We start from the raw sequence: 18,862 nt of genomic DNA, 5'->3' as shown, positions 1-18,862 counted from the left end.
CTCACGGGCAACCGCCGCTCAACGGCGCGCGCACCCACCTGAGCCAGGACACGGAAACGGCAGGACTTCGCCCGGCTCCAGGGGCGGTCATCCGGCACTCAGTGTCTGCCTGCCACGCGACTGGGCTGCAGCCATGCACCATGAGAGCTAGCAGGCCGACAGTGACGGGATGAACCATTCGTACCCATCAGGTTGGGTCACCCCTCGAACCTAGACCGCGCCGCGCCCCCACCCCGCGCGTAGGGTTCCGGCATGGAGTACCGCCACCTCGGCCGCACAGGTCTGCGCGTCTCGCCGCTGTGCCTCGGCACCATGAACTTCGGCCCCCGCACGAGTGAGGCCGACAGCCACACCGTGATGGACGCCGCGCACGAGCACGGCATCAACTTCTTCGACACCGCGAACGGCTACGGCAGCCACAAGGGCGAGACGGAGGAGATCGTCGGCCGCTGGTTCGCCCAGGGCGGCGGCCGCCGCGAGAAGACCGTCCTGGCCACCAAGCTCTACGGCGACATGACCGACTGGCCCAACGACGGGAAGTTGTCCGCCTACAACATCCGGCAGGCCTGCGACGCGTCGCTGAAGCGGTTGCAGACCGACCACATCGACCTCTACCAGATGCACCACGTCGACCGGGCGACGCCGTGGGAGGAGATCTGGGAGGGCATGTCCGTCCTGCGCCAGCAGGGCAAGATCCTCTACGCCGGGTCCTCGAACTTCGCCGGGTGGCACCTCGCCGCCGCGCAGGCCAGCGCCGCCGAGCGCGGGATCGTCGGCCTGGTGAGCGAGCAGTCGCTGTACAACCTCATGTCGCGCTGGGTCGAACTCGAGGTCCTGCCGGCGGCCGAGCACTACGGCCTCGGCGTCATCCCGTGGTCGCCGCTCGCGGGCGGCCTGCTCGGCGGGGTGCTGGCCAAGCAGGCCAGCGGCGACGAGGGACGCGGCACGTCGAACACCGACGGGCTCGCGGCGAACCGCACGGCCATCGAGGCGTACGAGGAGTTCTGCCGGGACCTCGGGGCGGACCCCGCGGACGTCGGCATCGCCTGGCTGCTCACCCGGCCGGCCGTGACGGCGCCCATCATCGGGCCCCGCACCGTCCAGCAGCTCACCGGGTCGCTGCGGTCGCTGGAACTGCAGCTCGACCAGGCCGCGCTCGACCGGCTCGACGAGCTGTTCCCCGCGCCGTTCCCGCACGGCAGCAAGCCGGCCCCCGAGGCGTACGCGTGGTGAGTTCCCAGGAGTGAGTTCCTAGGGAGCCGGGATCCGCGACCCACCGAGCAGCACGTCGTCGCGGGTCCCGGCCAGGGACAACCGGATCCACCCCTCCCCGCCGGCACCGAACGCCGAACCCGGCGCCACCGCGACGCGACGTTCGACGAGGAACCGCTCGCACCAGGCGGCGACGTCGCCACCGGACACGTGGGACACGTCGACCCACAGGTAGAACGACCCCTGCGGCCGCTGGAACCGGACCCCGTTGCCCGACAGCGCCTCGCAGACCACGTCGATGTTCGCGCGGTAGTGCTCGCGGGCGTCGGTGACGACCTGCTGGTCGCCGGTCAGAGCGGCCAGGGCGGCGTGCTGGGCGGGGGCGTTGACGCAGCTGACGACGGCCTCCTGCGCCGTGCGCAGCAGGGGGGCCCAGTCCAGCGGCGCGACGAACCAGCCGACCCGCGCGCCCGTCAGCGCGTACGTCTTGGAGAACGAGAACACCGACAGCACGCGGCCGTCCGTGTCGAGCGACGCGGTCGAGACGTGCGGGACGCCGAACGTGAACCGTTCGTAGACCTCGTCCGAGACGACCCACAGGTCGTGCCGCCGGGCGAACTCCACGAGGTCGGCCAGGACGGCCGCGGGGTACACCGTCCCCAACGGGTTCGACGGCGAGTTCACGAGCAGCACCCGCGTCCGGGGCGAGACGGCGGCCTCGAGCGTGGAGAGGTCGGGACGGAAACCGTCGTCGGGGTCGAGGCGGTAGGGCACCGGAACCGCGCCGACGTGCCGGGCCGTCATCGAGAAGTTCACGTACCCCGGGTCCGGCACGAGGACCTCGTCCCCGGCCTCCAGCGTCAGGGACAGGACCTGGTGCAGGGCCTGCATCCCACCCGCGGTGACCCACACCTGCTCGGGGTCGACGTGCAGGTCGTTCTCGCGCGCCAGCTTCGCCGCGATGGCGGCCCGCAGTGCGGGGATCCCCCCGTTCGGGGTGTAGTCGGTGACGTCGTCCTCCCAGGCCCGCGCCCCGGCCGCGAGGACGTGCGGCGCGACGGGCAGGTCGGGTTCCCCGACGTTCAGCAGGACGACGTCGTCGAGGCCCCGCGCCAGGTCGTAGATCCGGCGGATCGGCGAGGCGGGGATCGTCAGGGCGTGGGGAGCGATCGCGGGCACGCCCCCGATCCTCACAGGTGCGTGAGCAGGGCGGTGACGTCGGGCAGGACGAGGTGCGCCCCGGCCTCCTCCAGAGCCGACCGGTCGTGGGCGCCGGTGAGGACGCCGACCACGAGCCCCGCCCCCGCGGTGAGCCCGGACCGCACGTCGCTGACGGTGTCGCCGGCGACCGCGACGGCGGACACCGCCGAGACCTGCGCGCGCAGGGCGGCGGCCAGGACGAGGTCCGGCGCGGGCCGGCCACGTCCGACGTCGGCGGGCGACAGAGCTCCGTCCACGAGGTCGCGCCAGCCGAGGGCGTCGACGAGGACGTCCCGGGTGGCGGGGGCGAAACCCGTCGTCAGCACCACGCGGATCCCGCGTCCGGCGACGTCGCGCAGGAACTGCGTCGCGCCGGGGACCTCCTGGGCGCCGTCGGCCGCGACGAGTTCGGCGTACGCGTCCTCGAAGGCGGCGGCCGCCCGGGCCGCGGCCGCGACGTCGCCCCCGCCGAGGTGGGTGAAGACGTCGAGCTTGGACTGGCCCATCGTCGCGCGGACGTGGGCGAGCGCCTCCGGCCACGGCATGCCCCCGGCGATGCCCGTGCGCTCGTGGGCGAGCGCGAACGCGCGCTCCACGACGCCGTCGTCCTGCACTGTCGTGCCGGCCAGGTCGAGGACGAGGAGTTCGGTGCGGGTCACGGGCCTTCTCCCTGCAGGGCGGACCGGACGGCGTGCTCGGCGAGGCCGAGACCGGTGGTCATGCCGATGCCCGTCGTCACGGTCGCGACGACGACACCGGGGGCGGGGCGGGCGAGCAGGAACTCCTCGGGGCCGCTGGCGTAGACGCCCTGCCAGCGTTCGAGGACGCGCGGGGGGCGGACGCCGAAGAGGTCGGCGGCGCAGGCGAGGAGGAGCTCGTTCGCCTCCTCGGACTGGAACGGGTCGACCCCAGGGCCCCGGCGGTGGGTGTCGCCGAGCAGGAGCGAACCGTCGGGTTGCTGCGTGACCATGAGGTTCACGTCGAAGGCGGCCGCGCGGGGGTTCTCGGCGTGCAGGCGGTCCCGGACGGCGACGGCTTCGGGCAGGTCCGCGAACGCGCGGTACCGCACGAGGGACCAGCCCGTCAGCAGCGGACCGGGCAGCGGCGCCGGCAGGGCTGCGTCGACACGGAGCATGTCGAGCGCGCAGCGCTGCACGTCCGCTGCCTCCGCCAGGCCGGGCAGCAGGTGGTCCAGGTCGTGGTTGACGGCGACCACGACCAGTCCGGCGGTGAGGGTTCCGCGACCGGTGACGATGCGCCCCTCTTCGACCCCGAGCGCGGGGGTGCGCCAGCGGAACCGGACGCCGCGACGTTCGAGGTGGGCCGCGAGCGCCGCAGCGGCCCGGCGGGGGTCCACCTGGAGGTCGGCGGGCAGGTGCGCGCCGCCGACGGCCCGCGCGACGGGGACGCGGGCGGTGAACTCGTCGGCGTCGAGCAGGTGCACGGGGGTTCCGTCCGGGGCACGGTCCGCGGCCGCGGCGAGCAGGGCGAGTTCGTCGGGGTGGCGGGCGACGACCCAGGTGCCGTCCTGCCGCACCCCGAACCCCGCGTCGCGGCCGAGCTGGACCCACCGTTCACGGGCCAGGCGGCCGTACTCCCAGGCGCGGCCCGTCTGCGGGGTGAGGCAGACGTGGCCGAAGTTCCGGACGGTCGCTCCGGCGGCCGCGGGCGAGCGGTCGAGGACCGTCACGGAGAGGCCCCGTCGGCGCGCCGCGTCCGCGACACCGAGCCCGACGATCCCCGCACCCACCACGACGACGTCGCTGTGGTCCTCCACCAGCACCTCCTCAGGTTGTCTACCCAACTCAAGCAGAGCTGCGACGAGATGTACACCCACCCCCGGGGTCGGTACGGTGCCGCGGTGAGCGTCTACCAGCAGATCGCCGACGACCTGCGGCAGCGCATCACGTCCGGGGACCTGCGCCCCGGTGACGACGTCCCCACCGAGGGCGAGCTGGCCGCCCGGTGGCGCACGTCGCGGGGACCGGTCCGCAACGCGCTGGCCGCGCTGCGCGCGGAGGGTCTCGTGGAGTCGACGCGGGGCCGGCCGAGCCGCGTCGCCACGCGCCCCGCGCGCCAGCCCGTCGACACCTCGGTCCCCTTCACGCGCTGGGCCCGGGAGATCGGGGCCCGGCCCGGCGCCCGCACGCAGTCGGTGACGCTGCACCGGGCCGACGCCGACCGCGCCCACCTGCTCGGCGTGGACCCGGGCGACCTCGTCGTCGACGTCCTGCGCCTGCGGACGCTCGACGACCGCCCGACGATGCTGGAACGGCTCACGTACGTCGAGGAGGTCGGGCGCCTGCTGCTCACCGAGGACCTCGACGCCGTCTCCATCACCGAGGTGCTGCAGTCGCACGGGCACGACGTCGACGACGTCGACCACGAGATCGACGCGGTCGCAGCCGACGAGGACGACGCCCGCCTGCTCGACGTCGCCGCGGGCACTCCCGTCCTGCGGCTGCGGCGGTTCTCCTACGGCGCGGACGGCCGGGTGTTCGAAGCCGGCGACGACCGGTACCGCAGCGACGTCGTGCGGTTCACGGTCGCGACGACGGGACGCCGACGTCCGACGGGGCCGCACTTCGTCCGCCCCGTGGGGCGTTGACCTTCAGTCGACGGAGGCGTTGCGCTGCAGCACGTCCAGGTAGTGCGCGTTGTGCATCAACCCCAGGAGGTTCCCGAACGGGTCCACGACGCACGCCCCCGTGAACCCCTCCCCGAACTCCCGCACCGGCTGGAACACCCTCGCCCCGAGCTCCAGCGTCCGGGCGAGGGCCGCGTCGAGGTCGTCGACGTGCCAGTACAGGACGACCCCGCCGGGGCGGTCGACGGCCGGCACGCCGCCGAGGTCGGCGGCGTACTGCGCGTTGAGGACCCCCAGCTCCTGCTGGTGGTCCCCGACGCGGAACTCGGCGTACCAGGGCTGGTCGAAGTAGGGCGGGAACCCCAGCAGGTCGGTGTACCAGCGCTTGGCGCCCTCGAAGTCCTCGGCCAGCAGCGCCACGGTCGACATCCCTCGCAACATCACGTGCTCCTCGCTCGTCCGGTGTCCGTCGAGGTCCACGCTCCCGCGTGAAGTGCTCACCTCCTGAGCACTTCTGGTGGCACTCTCGTCGTGTGCGCGCCGACCGTCTCGTGGCCGTGCTCCTGCTGCTGCAGAGCCGGGGGCGGGTGACGGCCGCCGAGGTGGCCGCCGAGCTCGAGGTGTCCCTGGCCACGGCGCGTCGTGACCTGGAGGCCCTGTCCACCGCCGGGGTGCCCGTCTACCCGCAGCCGGGGCGCGGCGGCGGCTGGTCGCTCGTCGGTGGCGCCCGCACCGACCTGTCCGGGCTGACCCGCGACGAGGCGCACGCCCTGTTCCTCGTGGCCGGGCCCGCGGCCGGGGACCCGGCGACCCGCACGGCCCTGCGCAAGCTCGTCCGCGCCCTGCCGGGCACCTTCCGCGCGGAGGCGGAGGCCGCGGCCCAGGCGGTCGTCGTCGACCACGGGGCCTGGGGCGACGTACCCGAGGGCCGCCCGGCGCTCGTGGACCGGTTGCAGCGCAGCGTCGTCACCCGCCACCGGGTCGAGCTGACGTACGCCTCCCGGCGCGGCCGGAGCCGCCGGGTGGTCGAGCCGCTCGGCCTGGTCGCCAAGGACGAGGTCTGGTACCTGCTCGCCGACGGTCTCGCCGGACGCCGCACGTTCCGCGTCGACCGCGTCGAGGCGGTGGCGGAGCGGGCCGAGACCTTCGACGTTCCCGCGGACTTCGACCTGGCCCGCGAGTGGAGCCGCGTCGTCGACGAGGTGGAACGGCGGCGGTCGACCACGGTCGCGACCGTCGTCGTGGCGGAGCGCTTCCTGCCCGTCCTGCGCCGCCAGTTCGGGAGGCACTGCACCGACGTCCGCAGCGACGTCCACGACGCGGGTGCCGGCCGGGTCCGGTGCCGGCTCGCGGCCCCCACCGCCCTCGACCTGGCCCGGACGCTCGCCGGCTGGGGCGGTGACCTGGAGGTCCTCGCGCCGGACACCGTCCGCGACGAACTGGCCCGCCTGGGCCGGGAACTCACGAGGACCTACGACGTTCAACCGACTGTTGGCAGGGCACCTGCGGACGTGCCATCGTGACGGCTCGACCACAGGTGACGACGGAGTCTCCAGCAGCGGGGAGTCGGGATGATGGACGAGACGAGCACCGAGGAAGCGCTGGCACTGGCCCGCGAACTCCTCGCAGACGTCGACCAGCGGTGGGCGCACGTCACCACAGCGGCGCGCACGGCCGCGGAGATCGCCCGCACCGTGCCCGCCGAGGACCGCGACCTGCTGGTCACCGCCGTCGTCCTGCACGACGTCGGGTACGCACCCGCACTGGAGCGCACCGGGTTCCACCCCCTCGACGGCGCCGACCACCTGAAGGGCCTGGGGTGGCCGCTGCGCGTCGTCGGTCTCGTCGCACACCACAGCGGCGCCCGGTTCCTCGCGCGGGCACGCGGTCTGGAGGACCTGCTCGACGTCTACCCCGACGAGGGCGGGCCCGTCGCGGACGCGCTGCTCTACTGCGACATGACGACGACCCCGGACGGGCTTCGCGTGCCGTTCGCCCAGCGGTTGCGGGACCTGCACGTCCGGCACCGCGGGGCACCCGAGGTGGAGCTCCGGGCGCGCGCCGAGCGCGAACCGTTCCTGCGCGCCGCGGTGGCGCGGGTGCAGGCCCGGCTCGGCCCGGTCCGCTGACCCCTCAGACGGTGGCGCCCTCGAACGCCTCGGCCGTCAGCTGCACCGAACGCAGCCGCGCCGGGGTGGACAGGGCCTGGTGGGCGACGATGAGCTCGTCGGCCCCCGCCTCGCGCGCGAAGTCCTGCAGGTACTCGCGGACCTCGCTCGGGGTGCCGACCGCGGAGTAGTGCTGCATCTGCTGCACGTGCTGACCCGCGGCGGTCTCCATGAGGATGTCGACCTCGGCCTCGGTGAACGTGCGGCCGCGGCCGAACAGGGACGTCGCGAAACGCCGCTGCACCTGCGCGAACGACTCCCGCGCCTCGGTCGTCGTGTCAGCCGCCACGACGTTCACCCCCGCGATGACGTGGGGTTCGGCCAGCTGGTCCGACGGCTGGAACTCGTTGCGGTAGGAGACGACCGCCGCGCGCAGCTGCTGCGGGGCGAAGTGCGAGGCGAACGCGTACGGCAGGCCGAACCGGGCCGCCAGGTGCGCCCCGAACGTCGAGGACCCGAGCACGTACAGCGGCACCGCGGAACCGCCGCCCGGCGTCGCCTGCACACCCGGGACGCGGGACGTCCCGGCGAGGTAGGCCTGCAGCTCCAGGACGTCCTCGGGGAACTGGGCCGACTGCGACGGGTCGCGGCGCAGCGCGTAGGTGGTGGCCTCGTCCGAACCGGGCGCGCGGCCGAGGCCGAGGTCGATCCGCCCCGGGTACATCGCCTCGAGGGTGCCGAACTGCTCGGCGATGGTCAGCGGGGAGTGGTTGGGCAGCATGACGCCGCCCGCACCGAGCCGGATGGTGGACGTGTTCGCCCCGACGTGGGCGATCAGGACGGCGGGCGCCGAGGACGCGATGGTGGGCATGTTGTGGTGCTCGGCGTACCAGACGCGGCGGTAGCCGTGCTCCTCCGCGGCCTGCGCGAGCGCGACGCTCGCCGCGATGCTGTCGCCGGCCGACTGTCCCGGGGCGATGGGGGCCAGGTCGAGGACGGAGAGCGCGAGCGACATGGTGCGACCTTTCGAAGGGTGTGGCTTCCGCAGGTGCCAACCGCGCGGACGTCCCGTCGATTCCGGGCCGCGGCCCCACCCCCTGCCAGACTCGGGCGCGTGGACGCCGAGGTGGTGCGACGACTGCGGGCGAGCGGGAGCGTCTTCGCCGAGCGCGAGGCCGAGCTCCTGCTCGCCGCCGACGGCGACGTCGAGACGCTGGTGGCGCGCCGGGTGGCCGGCGAGCGCCTCGAGGACGTCCTGGGCTGGGCCGCGTTCGGTGGCCGGCGCTGGGCCGTCGCGCCGGGGGTCTTCGTGCCGCGGCACCGCAGCGCGGCCCTCGTCGACGCCGCGGCCGCGCACGCCCGCCCCGGCGACACCGTGCTGGACCTGGGCTGCGGGACGGGCGCCCTCGTCGGGACGCTCGCCGACCGGGTGCCCGGCCTCGTCGTCCACGCCACCGACCTGCTGCCCGCGGCGATCTCCTGCGCCCGCCAGAACCTGCCCGGTGCGCACGTGCACACCGGCGACCTGTTCGACGCGGTGCCGCACGGGCTGCGGTTCGACGTGGTGCTCGCCAACGTCCCCTACGTGCCGAGCGCTGAGATCGCGCACCTGCCCGCGGAGATGCGCGAGCACGAGGACCGCCGGACCCTCGACGGCGGGCTGGACGGCCTCGACGTGCTGCGACGAGTCCTCGCCGCGGCTGCCGACCGGCTGACCACCCGGGGCCGGTTGTTCACCGAGCTCGACGAGGAGCAGACCGGCCCCGCGGCGGCGTGGGCTCGGGACCACGGGCTGGTCGCGGAGGTCCTACCCGTCGCGTCCAGCGACGACGACGATCTGGACGACGACGGGGACGGCAGCCGGGTGGTCAGCGTGCGGGTGGGGACCTCTCAGGTCGCCATGTCGACGAACCGCGAGTAGTGCCCCTGGAACGCGACGGTGATCGTGTCCGTGGGGCCGTTGCGGTGCTTGGCGACGATGAAGTCCGCCTCCCCGGCACGGGGAGACTCCTTCTCGTACATGTCTTCGCGGTGCAGCAGGATGACCATGTCGGCGTCCTGCTCGATCGAGTTGTGGACGGCGATGCCGTTGGCGACGAAGTTGTGGCCGCCGACGACGGTGGCGTCGTAGACCTGTTCCTCGCCGTCGGGTTCGATGGCGACGATCTCGTCCCAGAGCACGTCGTTGACGGCCATGACGTCCAGTTCGGCGCTGCCAAGGACCTGCGCGACGCGTCCGAGCCGTTCTCGCGAGGGAGCGTGCTTCCACAGGGTGCTGCCGCAGAAGGACGAGCCCATGGCCGCTGCGAACTCGCGGTGGCTCATCCCCTTCTCCGTCAGAAGTCGCCGGACGTCGTCCCACACCTGGCGAGGCACGGTGTCGACGTTCGTGTTGGCCGGGACGTCGCGGATGATGTCGAGCAGCTGCTGCGCCGAGACACCTCGCGCTCCGTGAACTCCGATCTCGTTCAGGAAGCGCCGCTGGTCGTCGACACCCGACACGTCGAGCGTGTAGCCGGGTCGGTGGTTCTGCTTCTTGGTCGTCTTGCGGACGCGCACGGAGATGCCGAAGCGGAGCAGCAATCGGGACACGTCGTCGACGAGACGCCGACTCGTCGAGGCGTAGTAGACCCGGCCTCCTCGGCCCCCCGTGGTCACGGTCACGCTGCCGTCGGTGGCCCACAGGTGGCGGAGGAAGAGCGCGATCTGCCGCTTGGGGAGGTGGAACACCTCCTCGGGCACGAACTTCTCGTAGCTGCGCCGCCCGAAGAGCCCGAGATCATCGAGCCACTCCGCCAGCGGATTCCGTCGGCCGTGGGTGAGGCGGTACGGCGCCGGGAGCCGAAGGGAGGTGCAGCGTGCCGCGGCGTACTCGTCCCGCACGGCGGTGATGGAGAAGGCGCTCGCTGCGGCAGCAGCCACCGCGGCCAGGTTTTCCTCGTCGACACTGGCGTAGCGCAACGGCTGACGCCGCACGAACGACCCGTCGCCGATGAGGTGTGCCAACAGGACGACGAGGTCGTCGGTCCAGGCTGCCACCTTCTCCGGTCCGGGGACGTGGCGGGGGACGGCGAGCCGGTCCGCCACGGCGAGATCTCCCAGGGGCTTCCACCCGTCGTACGTGAGGAACGGGTGGTTCGCCGTCGCCCGCACCTCCTTGCCGGACGCCGTGCGCAGCCGGAAGACCGGCTTCACACCGGTGGGGAAGACGTGGGTGAGGTGCCGCCGCACGTAGCGCAGCGACTCGTCGAGCGCCCACACGGGGACGTCGCGCGCCTGGAGGGCGAACAACTCCTCCATGGTCGTCTCCGCGCCGGTGTCGGCGCGCAGGACCCGGGTGTCCGCCGTCAGGCAACCCGATTCGCGAAGGTCCGAGACCATCGGCCGTTTGTCGGTGCGCTGCTCGGGACCACGGTTCAGCTGCGACAACGCGATGACCGGGACCTCGATCTCCTTGGCCAGGAGCTTGAGGGCACGGGAGAACTCGGAGACCTCCTGCTGGCGCGATTCGACGCGCTTGCCGGACGTCATGAGCTGGAGGTAGTCGACGATGACGAGTTTCAGGTCAGCCCGCTGCTTCAGACGCCGGCACTTCGACCGGATCTCCATGAGCGACATGTTCGGGGAGTCGTCGATGTAGAGCGGCGCCTCGTTGATCGAACCCATGGTGCGGGCGAACCGCGTCCAGTCCGCGTCGTCCATGCTCCCCTTGCGCATCTTCTGCAGCGGGACACGGGCTTCGGCGGACAGCAGGCGCATCGCGATCTCGTTGCGCCCCATCTCCAGGGAGAAGATGACGGACGCCAGGCCGTGCTTGATCGAGGCGGCTCGGGCGATGTCCAGTCCCAGCGTCGAGTTGTGGGTCGGGATCATCGTCCGACCCGCGAGGTACAAGTGCTCCTCGTTGGAGACCTCCACGCAACGCACAGGAACGGAGGGCACAGACCGCACGTCGGTGATGAACCGAGTGTCCCGACGGTGGAAGGTGCGCACGCGGCGGTCCTTGTGCACCAACCGTTTGCGTTCCAGCCGAAAGACATCGTCGTCGGTGCTGAAGGTGACGGTGTAGGAGATCGAGCTCTCCTTCAACCTGCCCCTGACCGGCTTCTCGCTCCATCCGGACCGGTACCCGAGACTGTGCACGAGCTCCCGGAACCCGCACGCGAGACGCCGTGACGTCACCGCGAACTGCACGACGCCCGAGGGCGCAACGGTGCCGTCCGTGTCGAGCAGCCCCGCCAGGAGGGCACGCCGCTGAGCCTCGGAAGCCCGCAAGTACTCGGTGGGAACGTTCTTGTCCCCGAGGACACCGATGGTCCTCAGCCGTGCCTGCAACGTTCCGGTCCCAGCACGACACGCAGCGCACAGCGCGAACCCGCTCGACCGACGCCCGCACGAGGGGCAGCTGGGCTGAACGCTCCAGCCTCCCACGAGCTTCGCTCTGCCCCCGCAGCTCCGACCGCAGGTCTTCACCTGGGAGGTGCGCGGAAGGAACTCGCCTCCGCACACGACGCACGCGCGCGCCTCCACGACGTTCTTGGGGAGGCACAGGGAGTACGAGAGGTTCCCGAGCGGTTTGACCTCGAGACCCTCGGCCTCGAGGTGCACGACGAGTTCCGGGTCCGCTGTGGTGACGCGCGCCGAGGCGCTGTGTCCGTCACCCAACCACGCCCCGAGGACGTAGGGAGGGATGAGGAGCTCGCGTTCGGCCAGAGCGAGCGGAGCCGTGAGGGGCACGGCGTGGTTGAGCCGGTGATCGGCGCTCGTCACCCGGAGGCTCGCCGCGATCTCTCCGGTCGTTCGCACCGAGCCGGGAGTCTTCGCTGCAGACCTCCTGGAGGCGCGAGTCGTCGTCAGCCACTGGTGCTGCTCGTCCGCGACGATCACGCTGCCGTCGGAGAAGTGCACCTCGTAGCAGGGGCGGTCGACCATGACGTCCGTCGCGGCCACGACGGTCGTGGGACGACCGTCCGCGCCGAGGAGCTCGTCGCCGACGGCGACCTCGCCCATCGTCGTCCAGCCCGTCGGCGTCGGCAGCGGCGTGTCGAGAGCCAGGGCCTTGCCCACAGCCGGCCTCGCCGCGATGACGATCATCTGACCGGGGTGCAGGCCGTTGGTGAGGTTGTCGAGGTCGGCGAAGCCGGTCGGCACGCCGACCATCCCCTCGCCGCGGTGCGAGCTCGCCTCGATCTCGTCGATGGTGCCCTCGATGACGTCCCCGAGGACCGCGTAGTCCTCCTTGGTCCGCTTCTCGGTGACGGCGTACATCTCGGCCTGCGCGCTGTTGACGACGGCCTCGACGTCCATGCCGTCGGAGCCGTAGCCCATCTGCACGATGCGGGTGCCCGCCTCGACCAGGCGGCGCAGGACGGCACGCTCGGCGACGATCCGGGCGTAGAAGGCGGCGTTGGCGGCCGTCGGGACGGTCGAGATGAGGTCGTGCAGGTACGGCGTCCCGCCGACGCGGGTCAGCTCACCCTTGTTCGTCAGCTCCGCGGAGACGGTGACGGGGTCGGCCGGCTCACCGCGGGAGTACAGGTCGAGGATCGCGTCGTAGATCAGCTCGTGGGCCGGGCGGTAGAAGTCCTGGCTCTTGATGACCTCGACGACGTCGGCGATGGCGTCCTTGGACAGCATCATCCCGCCGAGCACGCCCTGCTCGGCGGCGATGTCCTGCGGAGGCATCCGGTCGAAGGACTCACCGCGCGACTCCCGGCCGCGCCCGCCGTCCCGTCCACCGTCACGTCCGCCGCGACCGCGGCCACCCCGGGGGCCGTCGTCCTCAGGGGGAGGTCCGAAGTCGACCGGTGGCTCGTCGTACGTCGTCACAGCGGCAGGCCTCTTCCCTCGGACTTCCCTCGGAGACGTCACCGTGACGATCCCTCGTCGCAGGTGTAGCGGACGGCTCCGACACGTCCACGCGGCACAGTGACCGACGACCCGGGGACAGGTCAAACCACCCTGTGCACAGGGCGGTGGACAGGCTGTGGACGGGGTGGGGACCGTTGTGCACAGGGGGTGGACAACGCTGGGGACAACGCGGCGACTTCCCGGGGTGTCCGGGGCCGCGAGGCCGCTGACCTGGGACGATGCTGCCCACAGGTTGTCCACCAGGTGTGGAGACGAGTTCGTTCGTCCGGACGAGGGGAAGTGGCTTCGGTTGCGGTTCGGTAACGCTCTGTCAAGAGGGCTCAAGGTGACGGAGCGTGATGCCGAGATCCTCCGATTGGCCGTCCCCGCGTTGGGCGCACTGGTCGCCGAACCGCTCTTCCTGCTCGCCGACTCCGCCATCGTCGCCCGGCTGGGGACCCTGCCCCTGGCCGGTCTCGGCATCGCCGGGGCGGTCCTGGCGACCGCGGTGAGCGTGTTCGTCTTCCTCGCCTACGGGACGACGGCGGCCGTCGCGCGGCGGCTCGGTGCGGGGGACCTGCGGGGCGCGCTGGCCCAGGGCGTGGACGGTCTCTGGCTCGCCCTCGGGCTCGGTGTCGTCGTCGCGGTGGCGCTGCGTCTCGGCTCCGGCCCGGTCGTGGACCTCCTCGGCGTCAGCGAGCAGGCCCGGCCCTACGCCCTCACGTACCTGCACTGGAGCCTGCCCGGGCTGCCGGGGATGCTCGTCGTGCTCGCGGCCACCGGCGTGCTGCGCGGGCTGCAGGACACCCGCACCCCCCTCGTCGTGGCCGCCGCGGGCGCCGTCCTCAACGCCGGACTCAACCTGCTCCTCGTCCACGGCGTCGGCTGGGGCATCGCCGGCTCGGCCGTCGGCACGGCCACGACGCAGCTGCTCATGGCCGTCGCGCTCGCCGTGGTCGTCACGCGCGGCGTCCTGCGCACCGGGGCTCGGGTCCGCCCCCACCCCCTCGGGGTCCTGCGCAACGCCCGCGACGGCGTCCCGCTGCTCGTGCGGACCGTGACCCTGCGCGTCGCGGCCCTGCTGACGACGTTCGTGGCGGCCGCCCAGGGCGACGCCGGCATCGCCGCGCACCAGGTCGCGAACACGGTGTGGACCACCACGGCGCTCTCCCTCGACGCCCTCGCCATCGCGGCGCAGGCGCTCGTCGGCCGGTCGCTGGGGGCGGGGGACGTCGCGGGCGTGCGGTCGACGATCCGGCGCATGGTGCAGTGGGGCGTCGCGGTGGGTGTCGGACTCGGGCTCCTCGTCGGTCTCACCAGTCCCCTGCTCGCCGGGTTCTTCGCCCCCGAGGGCGAGGTGCGGGAGTTCCTGGTGGCCGCCCTGGTCGTGCTCGCGGTCTGCCTCCCGGCGGCCGGATGGGTCTTCGTCCTCGACGGCGTCCTCATCGGCGCGGGCGACGGCCGCTACCTCGCCGGGGCAGGCGTCGTCACCCTGCTCTGCTACGTGCCGGCCGCTCTCGCGGTGCTCTGGCTCGCGCCGTCGGGACGGTGGGGACTGGTGTGGTTGTGGATCGCGTTCGCCGGTCTCTACACGCTCGCGCGCCTCGTGACGCTGGTGCGGCGGGAACGTCGCGACGCGTGGATGGTCACGGGAGCGGTCAGCCCTTCCTGAAGCGGATCTGAAGAACCACGTCGACGCGAACCAACGGGCGGGATCCCAGGGAACCTGTCGCGTCCGCCAGGAAGCGTTGTCGCACAACGCATCCGACGTTCCTCTAGAAGAGCTCGAAACCTGGATCAGCTGTGACATCACCCACAACCGGTGCAGGTGGACAACTCCGACGCGCGTGGCAGGGTGAAACCTCGTCGCGACGAAGAGTAGTGATTCGTTGCGGGAAGTAATCAAACGACCGACAGTCGGATCGACCCGACGAAACCCGAGACGCCGTCCGTCACGCGCATCGAGGAGCCGCCGTGCAATCCCTGCTGAACGCCGCCCGCCGCTTCCCCCAGACCGTGAGCGCCGACCCCGAGCGCTACGCCAAGCTCGCCGCCCCGCAGCACCCCGAGGTGCTGCTCATCACGTGCTCCGACTCCCGGGTGGTCCCCGAGGCCATCCTCGGCTCCGGCCCCGGAGAGGTGTTCGAACTCCGCAACGCCGGCGGCATCGTCCCCGAGTACACCCCCGGCCGGCCCGGGGCGGAACAGGCCACCGTCGAGTACGCCGTGGAGGTCCTCGGCATCCGCGATGTCGTCGTGGCCGGGCACTCGGGGTGCGGCGCCGTGAGCGCCCTCGTGGGCCGTGAGGTCCCGCCCGTGCCCGTCCCGGAGGTCAGCGGCTGGCTGGCCCCGCTGCGCGTGCCGACCGACGACGACACCCCCGAGCGCCTCGACGGCGCGCCCCCGCTCGCCGTGGCCGTCCAGCAGCACGTCCTGCACCAGGTCGAGGCCCTCACGACGCACCCGGCCGTCGACGAGGACGTGACCGTCCACCCGTGGTTCATCGACCTCACCCGGGGTCAGGTCCTGCGCCACGACGCCACCGCCGACGCGTTCGTCGCGCTGTGAGCGCCCGTGAGGGCGCCGTGCCCACCCAGTGGCACCGCGCGACCGATCCCCAGGACGACACCCCCCGGCCGAGCCCGTGGAGCGCGTGGAAGCCCCACGCCGGCGCCGACCTGCGCGCCTCCATCGTCGTCTTCCTCGTGGCCCTGCCCCTGTGCGCGGGGGTGGCCGTCGCCTCCGGCGTCCCGGTCGAGCTCGGCCTCGTCACCGGGATCGTCGGCGGCATCCTCGTGGGCTCCCTGCCCGGCAGCAGCCTGCAGGTCTCCGGCCCGGCCGCCGGCCTGACCGTCCTCGTCGCCGACATCGTCGGCTCACAGGGCCTGAAGGCGCTCGGCGCGGTCGTCCTGCTGGCCGGCCTGATCCAGATCGGCCTGGGGCTCGCACGCCTGGGCCGCTGGTTCCGCGCCGTCTCGACGGCCGTCGTGCAGGGGATGCTCGCCGGGATCGGCCTCACGCTCGTCCTCGGCCAGGTCTACCTCCTCGCCGACCGGCCCCAGGAGGGCAACCCCGTCGCCAACGTCGCGGGCTACCCGGCGGCGCTGGCGAGCCTGCCCGGCGACCCGCGCGCGCTGACCGCCCTGGGGGTCGGTGTCGGATCGCTGCTGGTCCTGCGGCTGTGGAAGCACGCCCCCGCGCGCCTGCGGGTCGTCCCCGGACCGCTCGTCGCGGTCCTGCTCGCGACCGTCGTCACCGTGGGGGCCGGCCTGGACGTCGACCGCGTGGAGGTGCAGTCCCTGCTGTCGGTGGTGACGCCGCTGACACCCGCGTCGCTGGAGGGCCTGGCCCCGCTGGCCGTCCTCGGCGCCGCCGTCACCGTCGCGCTGATCGCCAGCGCGGAGAGCATGTTCTCGGCCTCGGCGATCGACCGGATGCACACCGGCCCGCGCACCCAGTACGACAAGGAGCTCGTCGCGCAGGGCGTCGGCAACGGCGTCTGCGGCATGCTCGGGGCCCTGCCCATGACGGCCGTCATCGTCCGCAGTTCCGCCAACGTGAACTCCGGCGCCAAGACCAAGGCGTCCGGCGTGCTGCACGGCGTCTGGCTGGCCGTCTTCGCCCTCGCCGCCCCCGCCCTCCTGGGCCTCGTGCCGATGGCCGCGCTGGCCGCCGTCCTCGTCCAGGCCGGGTGGAAGCTCGTCGCCGGCATCCCGTTCCGGGCGCTGTGGCGGACCTCGCGCAGCGAGGTGGCGATCACCGTCGTGACGATCGTCGCCATCCTCACGCTGAACCTGCTCGAGGGCGTCGCCGTCGGCCTCGTGCTGTCCCTCGTCAAGGCCGCCGTCCAGGCGAGCAGCCTGCGCACCCGGGTCCGCGAGGAGGCCGGCGAGGTGCACCTGGAGGTCTCCGGCTCGGCGACGTTCGTCCGGCTGCCGCAGCTGGCGGACACCCTGGAGTCGGTCCCCGCGGACCGGCCCCTCACCGTGCACCTGGCCGAACCCGACAAGCTGGACCGGGCCTGCCGGGAAGCGCTCGAGACGTTCGTGGAGCAGCGCGAGGCGCGGGGCGCGCAGGTGAGCGTCCGGACGGCGGGGCCGGAACCCGCGGGACAACGGGCCTGACCCCCCGAGAACGACGGAGGCCGGCCGCACCCCAGGGGTGCGACCGGCCTCCGGTCGTTCAGCAGACCCGACTCAGGCGGTGGCCTCGACGACGTCGATGGTCACCGTCGCGGAGACGTCCGCGTGCAGGCGGACGAGAGCCTTGTGCGTGCCGGTCGTCTTGATCGGCTGCAGGATCTCGACCTTGCGCTTGTCGATCGACGGGCCACCGGCGGCCGAGACCGCCTGCGCCACGTCGGCCGGGGTGACGGCGCCGAAGAGGCGACCACCGCGGCCGGCCCGGGCGGCGAAGGCCACCGTGCGGGACTCGAGCGACTGCTTGACGGCCTTGGCGTCGTCGAGCGAGGCGATCTCGCGGGCCTTGCGGGCCTTGCGGATCACGTCGATCTGCTTCTCCGCGCCCTTGGTCCACGGGGTGGCCAGGTTGCGGGGCAGCAGGAAGTTGCGGCCGTAGCCGTCCTTGACCTCGACGACGTCGCCGGGGGTCCCGAGGCCGGTGACCTCGTGGGTGAGGATGAGCTTCATCTCGTGACCCCTTCTCAGCGCGCGGAGCTGCTGTAGGGCAGCAGCGCCATCTCACGAGCGTTCTTGATCGCCTTGGCGATCTGACGCTGCTCCTGGACGGACACGCCCGTCACCCGACGCGCGCGGATCTTGCCGCGGTCGGAGATGAACTTGCGCAGGAGCGCCGTGTCCTTGTAGTCGACCGCCTCGATCTTGGCGGCCTTCAGCGGGTTCTGCTTCTTCTTGGGCTTGCGCACGGGCACCTTGGCCATCGTGGTGCTCCCCTCTCGTGAGAGCCCAGGCGTCAGACCTGGGATGGAATGGTGTTCAGAGCTGTCAGAAGGGCGGGTCGTCGTTCGACGCGCCGCCCCAACCGCCGCCGCCACCGCCCTGGCTCCCGCCGGACGGGCCGGTGGCCCAGGGGTCGTCCTGCTGCTGCGGTGCGCCACCGCCGGAGCCGCCGCCCCAGCCGCCGCCACCGCCGCCGTTGCCACCGCCGTTGCCGCCGCCGGAGAACCCGCCGCCGCCACCGAAACCACCGCCGCCGCCGGACCCACCGCGCGAGGTCTTGTTGACCTTCGCCGTGGCGTAGCGGAGCGAGGGGCCGACCTCGTCGACCTGCATCTCGATGACGGTGCGCTTCTCGCCTTCCTTCGTGTCGAAGGTGCGCGACTGCAGCCGACCGGTCACCACGACCCGCGTGCCCCGCGTGAGCGACTCGGCGACGTTCTCCGCCGCCTCCCGCCAGATCGCGCAGCGCATGAACAGCGTCTCGCCGTCCTTCCACTCGTTCGACTGACGGTCGAAGGAGCGGGGCGTGGAGGCGACCGTGAAGTTGGCCACCGCCGCACCGGACGGGGTGAAGCGCAGTTCGGGGTCGTTCGTGAGGTTCCCGATCAGGGTGATGACGGTTTCACCCGCCATCAGGCAGCCTCGGCTCGCAGCAGCTTGGTCCGCAGAACGCTCTCGTTGAGGTTCAGCTGACGGTCGAGCTCCTGCGCGACGGCGGGCTCGGTGGTGAGCTCGACGACGGCGTAGATGCCCTCGGACTTCTTCTTGATGTCGTAGGAGAGCCGGCGGCGGCCCCAGATGTCGACCTTGCCGACCTCGCCACCACCCTGGCGAACCACGTTGAGGAAGCGGTCGAGCGAGGGACCAACGGTCCGCTCTTCCAGCTCCGCGTCGAGGATCACCATGAGCTCGTACTGACGCGCGCTCATTCCCCACCTCCTTCGGTCTCAGGCGGCCACGGTCTCTCCGTGGCAGGAGGGTCTCGG

General features: G+C 72.5%; 18 protein-coding genes. 8 read left to right on the top strand and 10 right to left on the bottom strand.

Annotated features, from left to right (window positions below):
- Positions 1-252: 252 nt before the first annotated feature.
- The gene (locus ACFEMC_RS00360) at positions 253-1,233 is read left to right on the top strand and encodes an aldo/keto reductase (protein ID WP_380172497.1); all 981 of its coding nucleotides are present in this window, start codon (positions 253-255) and stop codon (positions 1,231-1,233) included.
- A gap of 18 nt (positions 1,234-1,251) precedes the next feature.
- Here the strand turns inward: ACFEMC_RS00360 and ACFEMC_RS00355 are convergent, their stop codons facing one another.
- From ACFEMC_RS00355 to ACFEMC_RS00345, 3 genes are read right to left on the bottom strand one after another with little or no spacing between them, the layout of a single operon-like run.
- On the bottom strand, positions 1,252-2,391 hold the full coding sequence (locus ACFEMC_RS00355; RefSeq protein WP_380172494.1) for a pyridoxal phosphate-dependent aminotransferase: 1,140 nt from the start codon (positions 2,389-2,391) through the stop codon (positions 1,252-1,254).
- Between the two features lie 11 nt (positions 2,392-2,402).
- Positions 2,403-3,071 carry an HAD family hydrolase gene (locus tag ACFEMC_RS00350; protein WP_380172492.1) on the bottom strand — a complete coding sequence of 223 codons (669 nt, stop codon included), beginning with the start codon at positions 3,069-3,071 and terminating at the stop codon, positions 2,403-2,405.
- Positions 3,068-4,189 carry a TIGR03364 family FAD-dependent oxidoreductase gene (locus ACFEMC_RS00345; protein WP_380172490.1) on the bottom strand — a complete coding sequence of 374 codons (1,122 nt, stop codon included), beginning with the start codon at positions 4,187-4,189 and terminating at the stop codon, positions 3,068-3,070. Before ACFEMC_RS00345 ends, ACFEMC_RS00350 begins: the two co-directional genes overlap by 4 nt.
- Positions 4,190-4,273: 84 nt before the next feature.
- On the opposite strand from ACFEMC_RS00345, the gene ACFEMC_RS00340 reads away from it, so the two are divergent.
- Positions 4,274-5,020 carry a GntR family transcriptional regulator gene (locus tag ACFEMC_RS00340; RefSeq protein WP_380172488.1) on the top strand — a complete coding sequence of 249 codons (747 nt, stop codon included), beginning with the start codon at positions 4,274-4,276 and terminating at the stop codon, positions 5,018-5,020.
- 3 nt (positions 5,021-5,023) lie between these two features.
- Here ACFEMC_RS00340 and ACFEMC_RS00335 read toward each other — a convergent pair whose 3' ends face one another.
- On the bottom strand, positions 5,024-5,500 hold the full coding sequence (locus ACFEMC_RS00335) for a VOC family protein (RefSeq protein ID WP_380172486.1): 477 nt from the start codon (positions 5,498-5,500) through the stop codon (positions 5,024-5,026).
- 32 nt (positions 5,501-5,532) lie between these two features.
- On the opposite strand from ACFEMC_RS00335, the gene ACFEMC_RS00330 reads away from it, so the two are divergent.
- Positions 5,533-6,522, top strand: coding sequence for a helix-turn-helix transcriptional regulator (locus tag ACFEMC_RS00330; RefSeq protein WP_380172484.1), 990 nt, complete (start codon positions 5,533-5,535; stop codon positions 6,520-6,522).
- 48 nt (positions 6,523-6,570) lie between these two features.
- A complete protein-coding gene (locus tag ACFEMC_RS00325) occupies positions 6,571-7,128 on the top strand; it encodes an HD domain-containing protein (protein ID WP_380172482.1) in 558 nt (185 codons plus the stop codon).
- A 4-nt stretch (positions 7,129-7,132) separates the two neighbouring features.
- On the opposite strand, the gene ACFEMC_RS00320 is transcribed toward ACFEMC_RS00325, so the two are convergent.
- A complete protein-coding gene (locus ACFEMC_RS00320) occupies positions 7,133-8,122 on the bottom strand; it encodes an LLM class flavin-dependent oxidoreductase (RefSeq protein ID WP_380172480.1) in 990 nt (329 codons plus the stop codon).
- A gap of 99 nt (positions 8,123-8,221) precedes the next feature.
- Here ACFEMC_RS00320 and ACFEMC_RS00315 point away from each other — a divergent pair, with 99 nt between their 5' ends.
- Positions 8,222-9,028, top strand: coding sequence for a methyltransferase domain-containing protein (locus ACFEMC_RS00315; RefSeq protein ID WP_380172478.1), 807 nt, complete (start codon positions 8,222-8,224; stop codon positions 9,026-9,028).
- Here the strand turns inward: ACFEMC_RS00315 and ACFEMC_RS00310 are convergent.
- Positions 8,998-12,792, bottom strand: a complete 3,795-nt coding sequence (locus tag ACFEMC_RS00310) for a replicative DNA helicase (RefSeq protein ID WP_380172476.1) — start codon at positions 12,790-12,792, stop codon at positions 8,998-9,000. The two genes, ACFEMC_RS00315 and ACFEMC_RS00310, sit on opposite strands and share 31 nt — an antisense overlap.
- Before the next feature lie 511 nt (positions 12,793-13,303).
- Here ACFEMC_RS00310 and ACFEMC_RS00305 point away from each other — a divergent pair.
- The 3 genes from ACFEMC_RS00305 to ACFEMC_RS00295 all read left to right on the top strand — a co-directional run bounded on the left by ACFEMC_RS00305 (position 13,304) and on the right by ACFEMC_RS00295 (position 17,081).
- Entirely contained in the window at positions 13,304-14,629 is a 1,326-nt protein-coding gene (locus tag ACFEMC_RS00305) for an MATE family efflux transporter (RefSeq protein ID WP_380172474.1), read from the top strand.
- A 302-nt stretch (positions 14,630-14,931) separates the two neighbouring features.
- Positions 14,932-15,525, top strand: coding sequence for a carbonic anhydrase (locus ACFEMC_RS00300; RefSeq protein WP_380172472.1), 594 nt, complete (start codon positions 14,932-14,934; stop codon positions 15,523-15,525).
- Positions 15,522-17,081 (top strand): SulP family inorganic anion transporter, encoded by a 1,560-nt coding sequence (locus ACFEMC_RS00295; RefSeq protein WP_380172470.1) that lies wholly within the window; start codon positions 15,522-15,524, stop codon positions 17,079-17,081. The genes ACFEMC_RS00300 and ACFEMC_RS00295 overlap by 4 nt, the downstream gene beginning before the upstream one ends.
- Before the next feature lie 72 nt (positions 17,082-17,153).
- Here ACFEMC_RS00295 and rplI read toward each other — a convergent pair whose 3' ends face one another.
- From rplI to rpsF, 4 genes are all read right to left on the bottom strand, one after another.
- Positions 17,154-17,606: a 50S ribosomal protein L9 gene (gene rplI / locus ACFEMC_RS00290; protein ID WP_380172468.1), complete on the bottom strand. Its 453-nt coding sequence runs from the start codon at positions 17,604-17,606 to the stop codon at positions 17,154-17,156.
- A gap of 14 nt (positions 17,607-17,620) precedes the next feature.
- Positions 17,621-17,857 carry a 30S ribosomal protein S18 gene (gene rpsR, locus ACFEMC_RS00285; protein ID WP_012085900.1) on the bottom strand — a complete coding sequence of 79 codons (237 nt, stop codon included), beginning with the start codon at positions 17,855-17,857 and terminating at the stop codon, positions 17,621-17,623.
- Between the two features lie 64 nt (positions 17,858-17,921).
- Positions 17,922-18,509, bottom strand: a complete 588-nt coding sequence (locus ACFEMC_RS00280; RefSeq protein WP_380172467.1) for a single-stranded DNA-binding protein — start codon at positions 18,507-18,509, stop codon at positions 17,922-17,924.
- Complete coding sequence (gene rpsF / locus ACFEMC_RS00275) at positions 18,509-18,805, bottom strand: 30S ribosomal protein S6 (RefSeq protein WP_367637934.1); 297 nt, start codon at positions 18,803-18,805, stop codon at positions 18,509-18,511. The genes ACFEMC_RS00280 and rpsF overlap by 1 nt, the downstream gene beginning before the upstream one ends.
- Positions 18,806-18,862 lie beyond the last annotated feature (57 nt).

The sequence above is a fragment of the Kineococcus sp. DHX-1 genome, assembly GCF_042473625.1.
GTDB lineage: Bacteria > Actinomycetota > Actinomycetes > Actinomycetales > Kineococcaceae > Kineococcus.
Note: the sequence above shows the minus strand (reverse complement) of the source record. Positions and strands in the feature narration are given on the sequence as shown.

Bases quoted from the DNA above. Each gene is read 5' to 3' on its own strand.
- ACFEMC_RS00360 (WP_380172497.1), top strand. From the start codon at position 253: ATGGAGTACCGCCACCTCGGCCGCACAGGTCTGCGCGTCTCGCCGCTG.
- ACFEMC_RS00325 (WP_380172482.1), top strand. From the start codon at position 6,571: ATGATGGACGAGACGAGCACCGAGGAAGCGCTGGCACTGGCCCGCGAA.
- ACFEMC_RS00320 (WP_380172480.1), bottom strand. From the start codon at position 8,122: ATGTCGCTCGCGCTCTCCGTCCTCGACCTGGCCCCCATCGCCCCGGGA.
- ACFEMC_RS00310 (WP_380172476.1), bottom strand. From the start codon at position 12,792: ATGCCTCCGCAGGACATCGCCGCCGAGCAGGGCGTGCTCGGCGGGATG.
- rplI (WP_380172468.1), bottom strand. From the start codon at position 17,606: ATGAAGCTCATCCTCACCCACGAGGTCACCGGCCTCGGGACCCCCGGC.
- rpsR (WP_012085900.1), bottom strand. From the start codon at position 17,857: ATGGCCAAGGTGCCCGTGCGCAAGCCCAAGAAGAAGCAGAACCCGCTG.
- ACFEMC_RS00280 (WP_380172467.1), bottom strand. From the start codon at position 18,509: ATGGCGGGTGAAACCGTCATCACCCTGATCGGGAACCTCACGAACGAC.
- rpsF (WP_367637934.1), bottom strand. From the start codon at position 18,805: ATGAGCGCGCGTCAGTACGAGCTCATGGTGATCCTCGACGCGGAGCTG.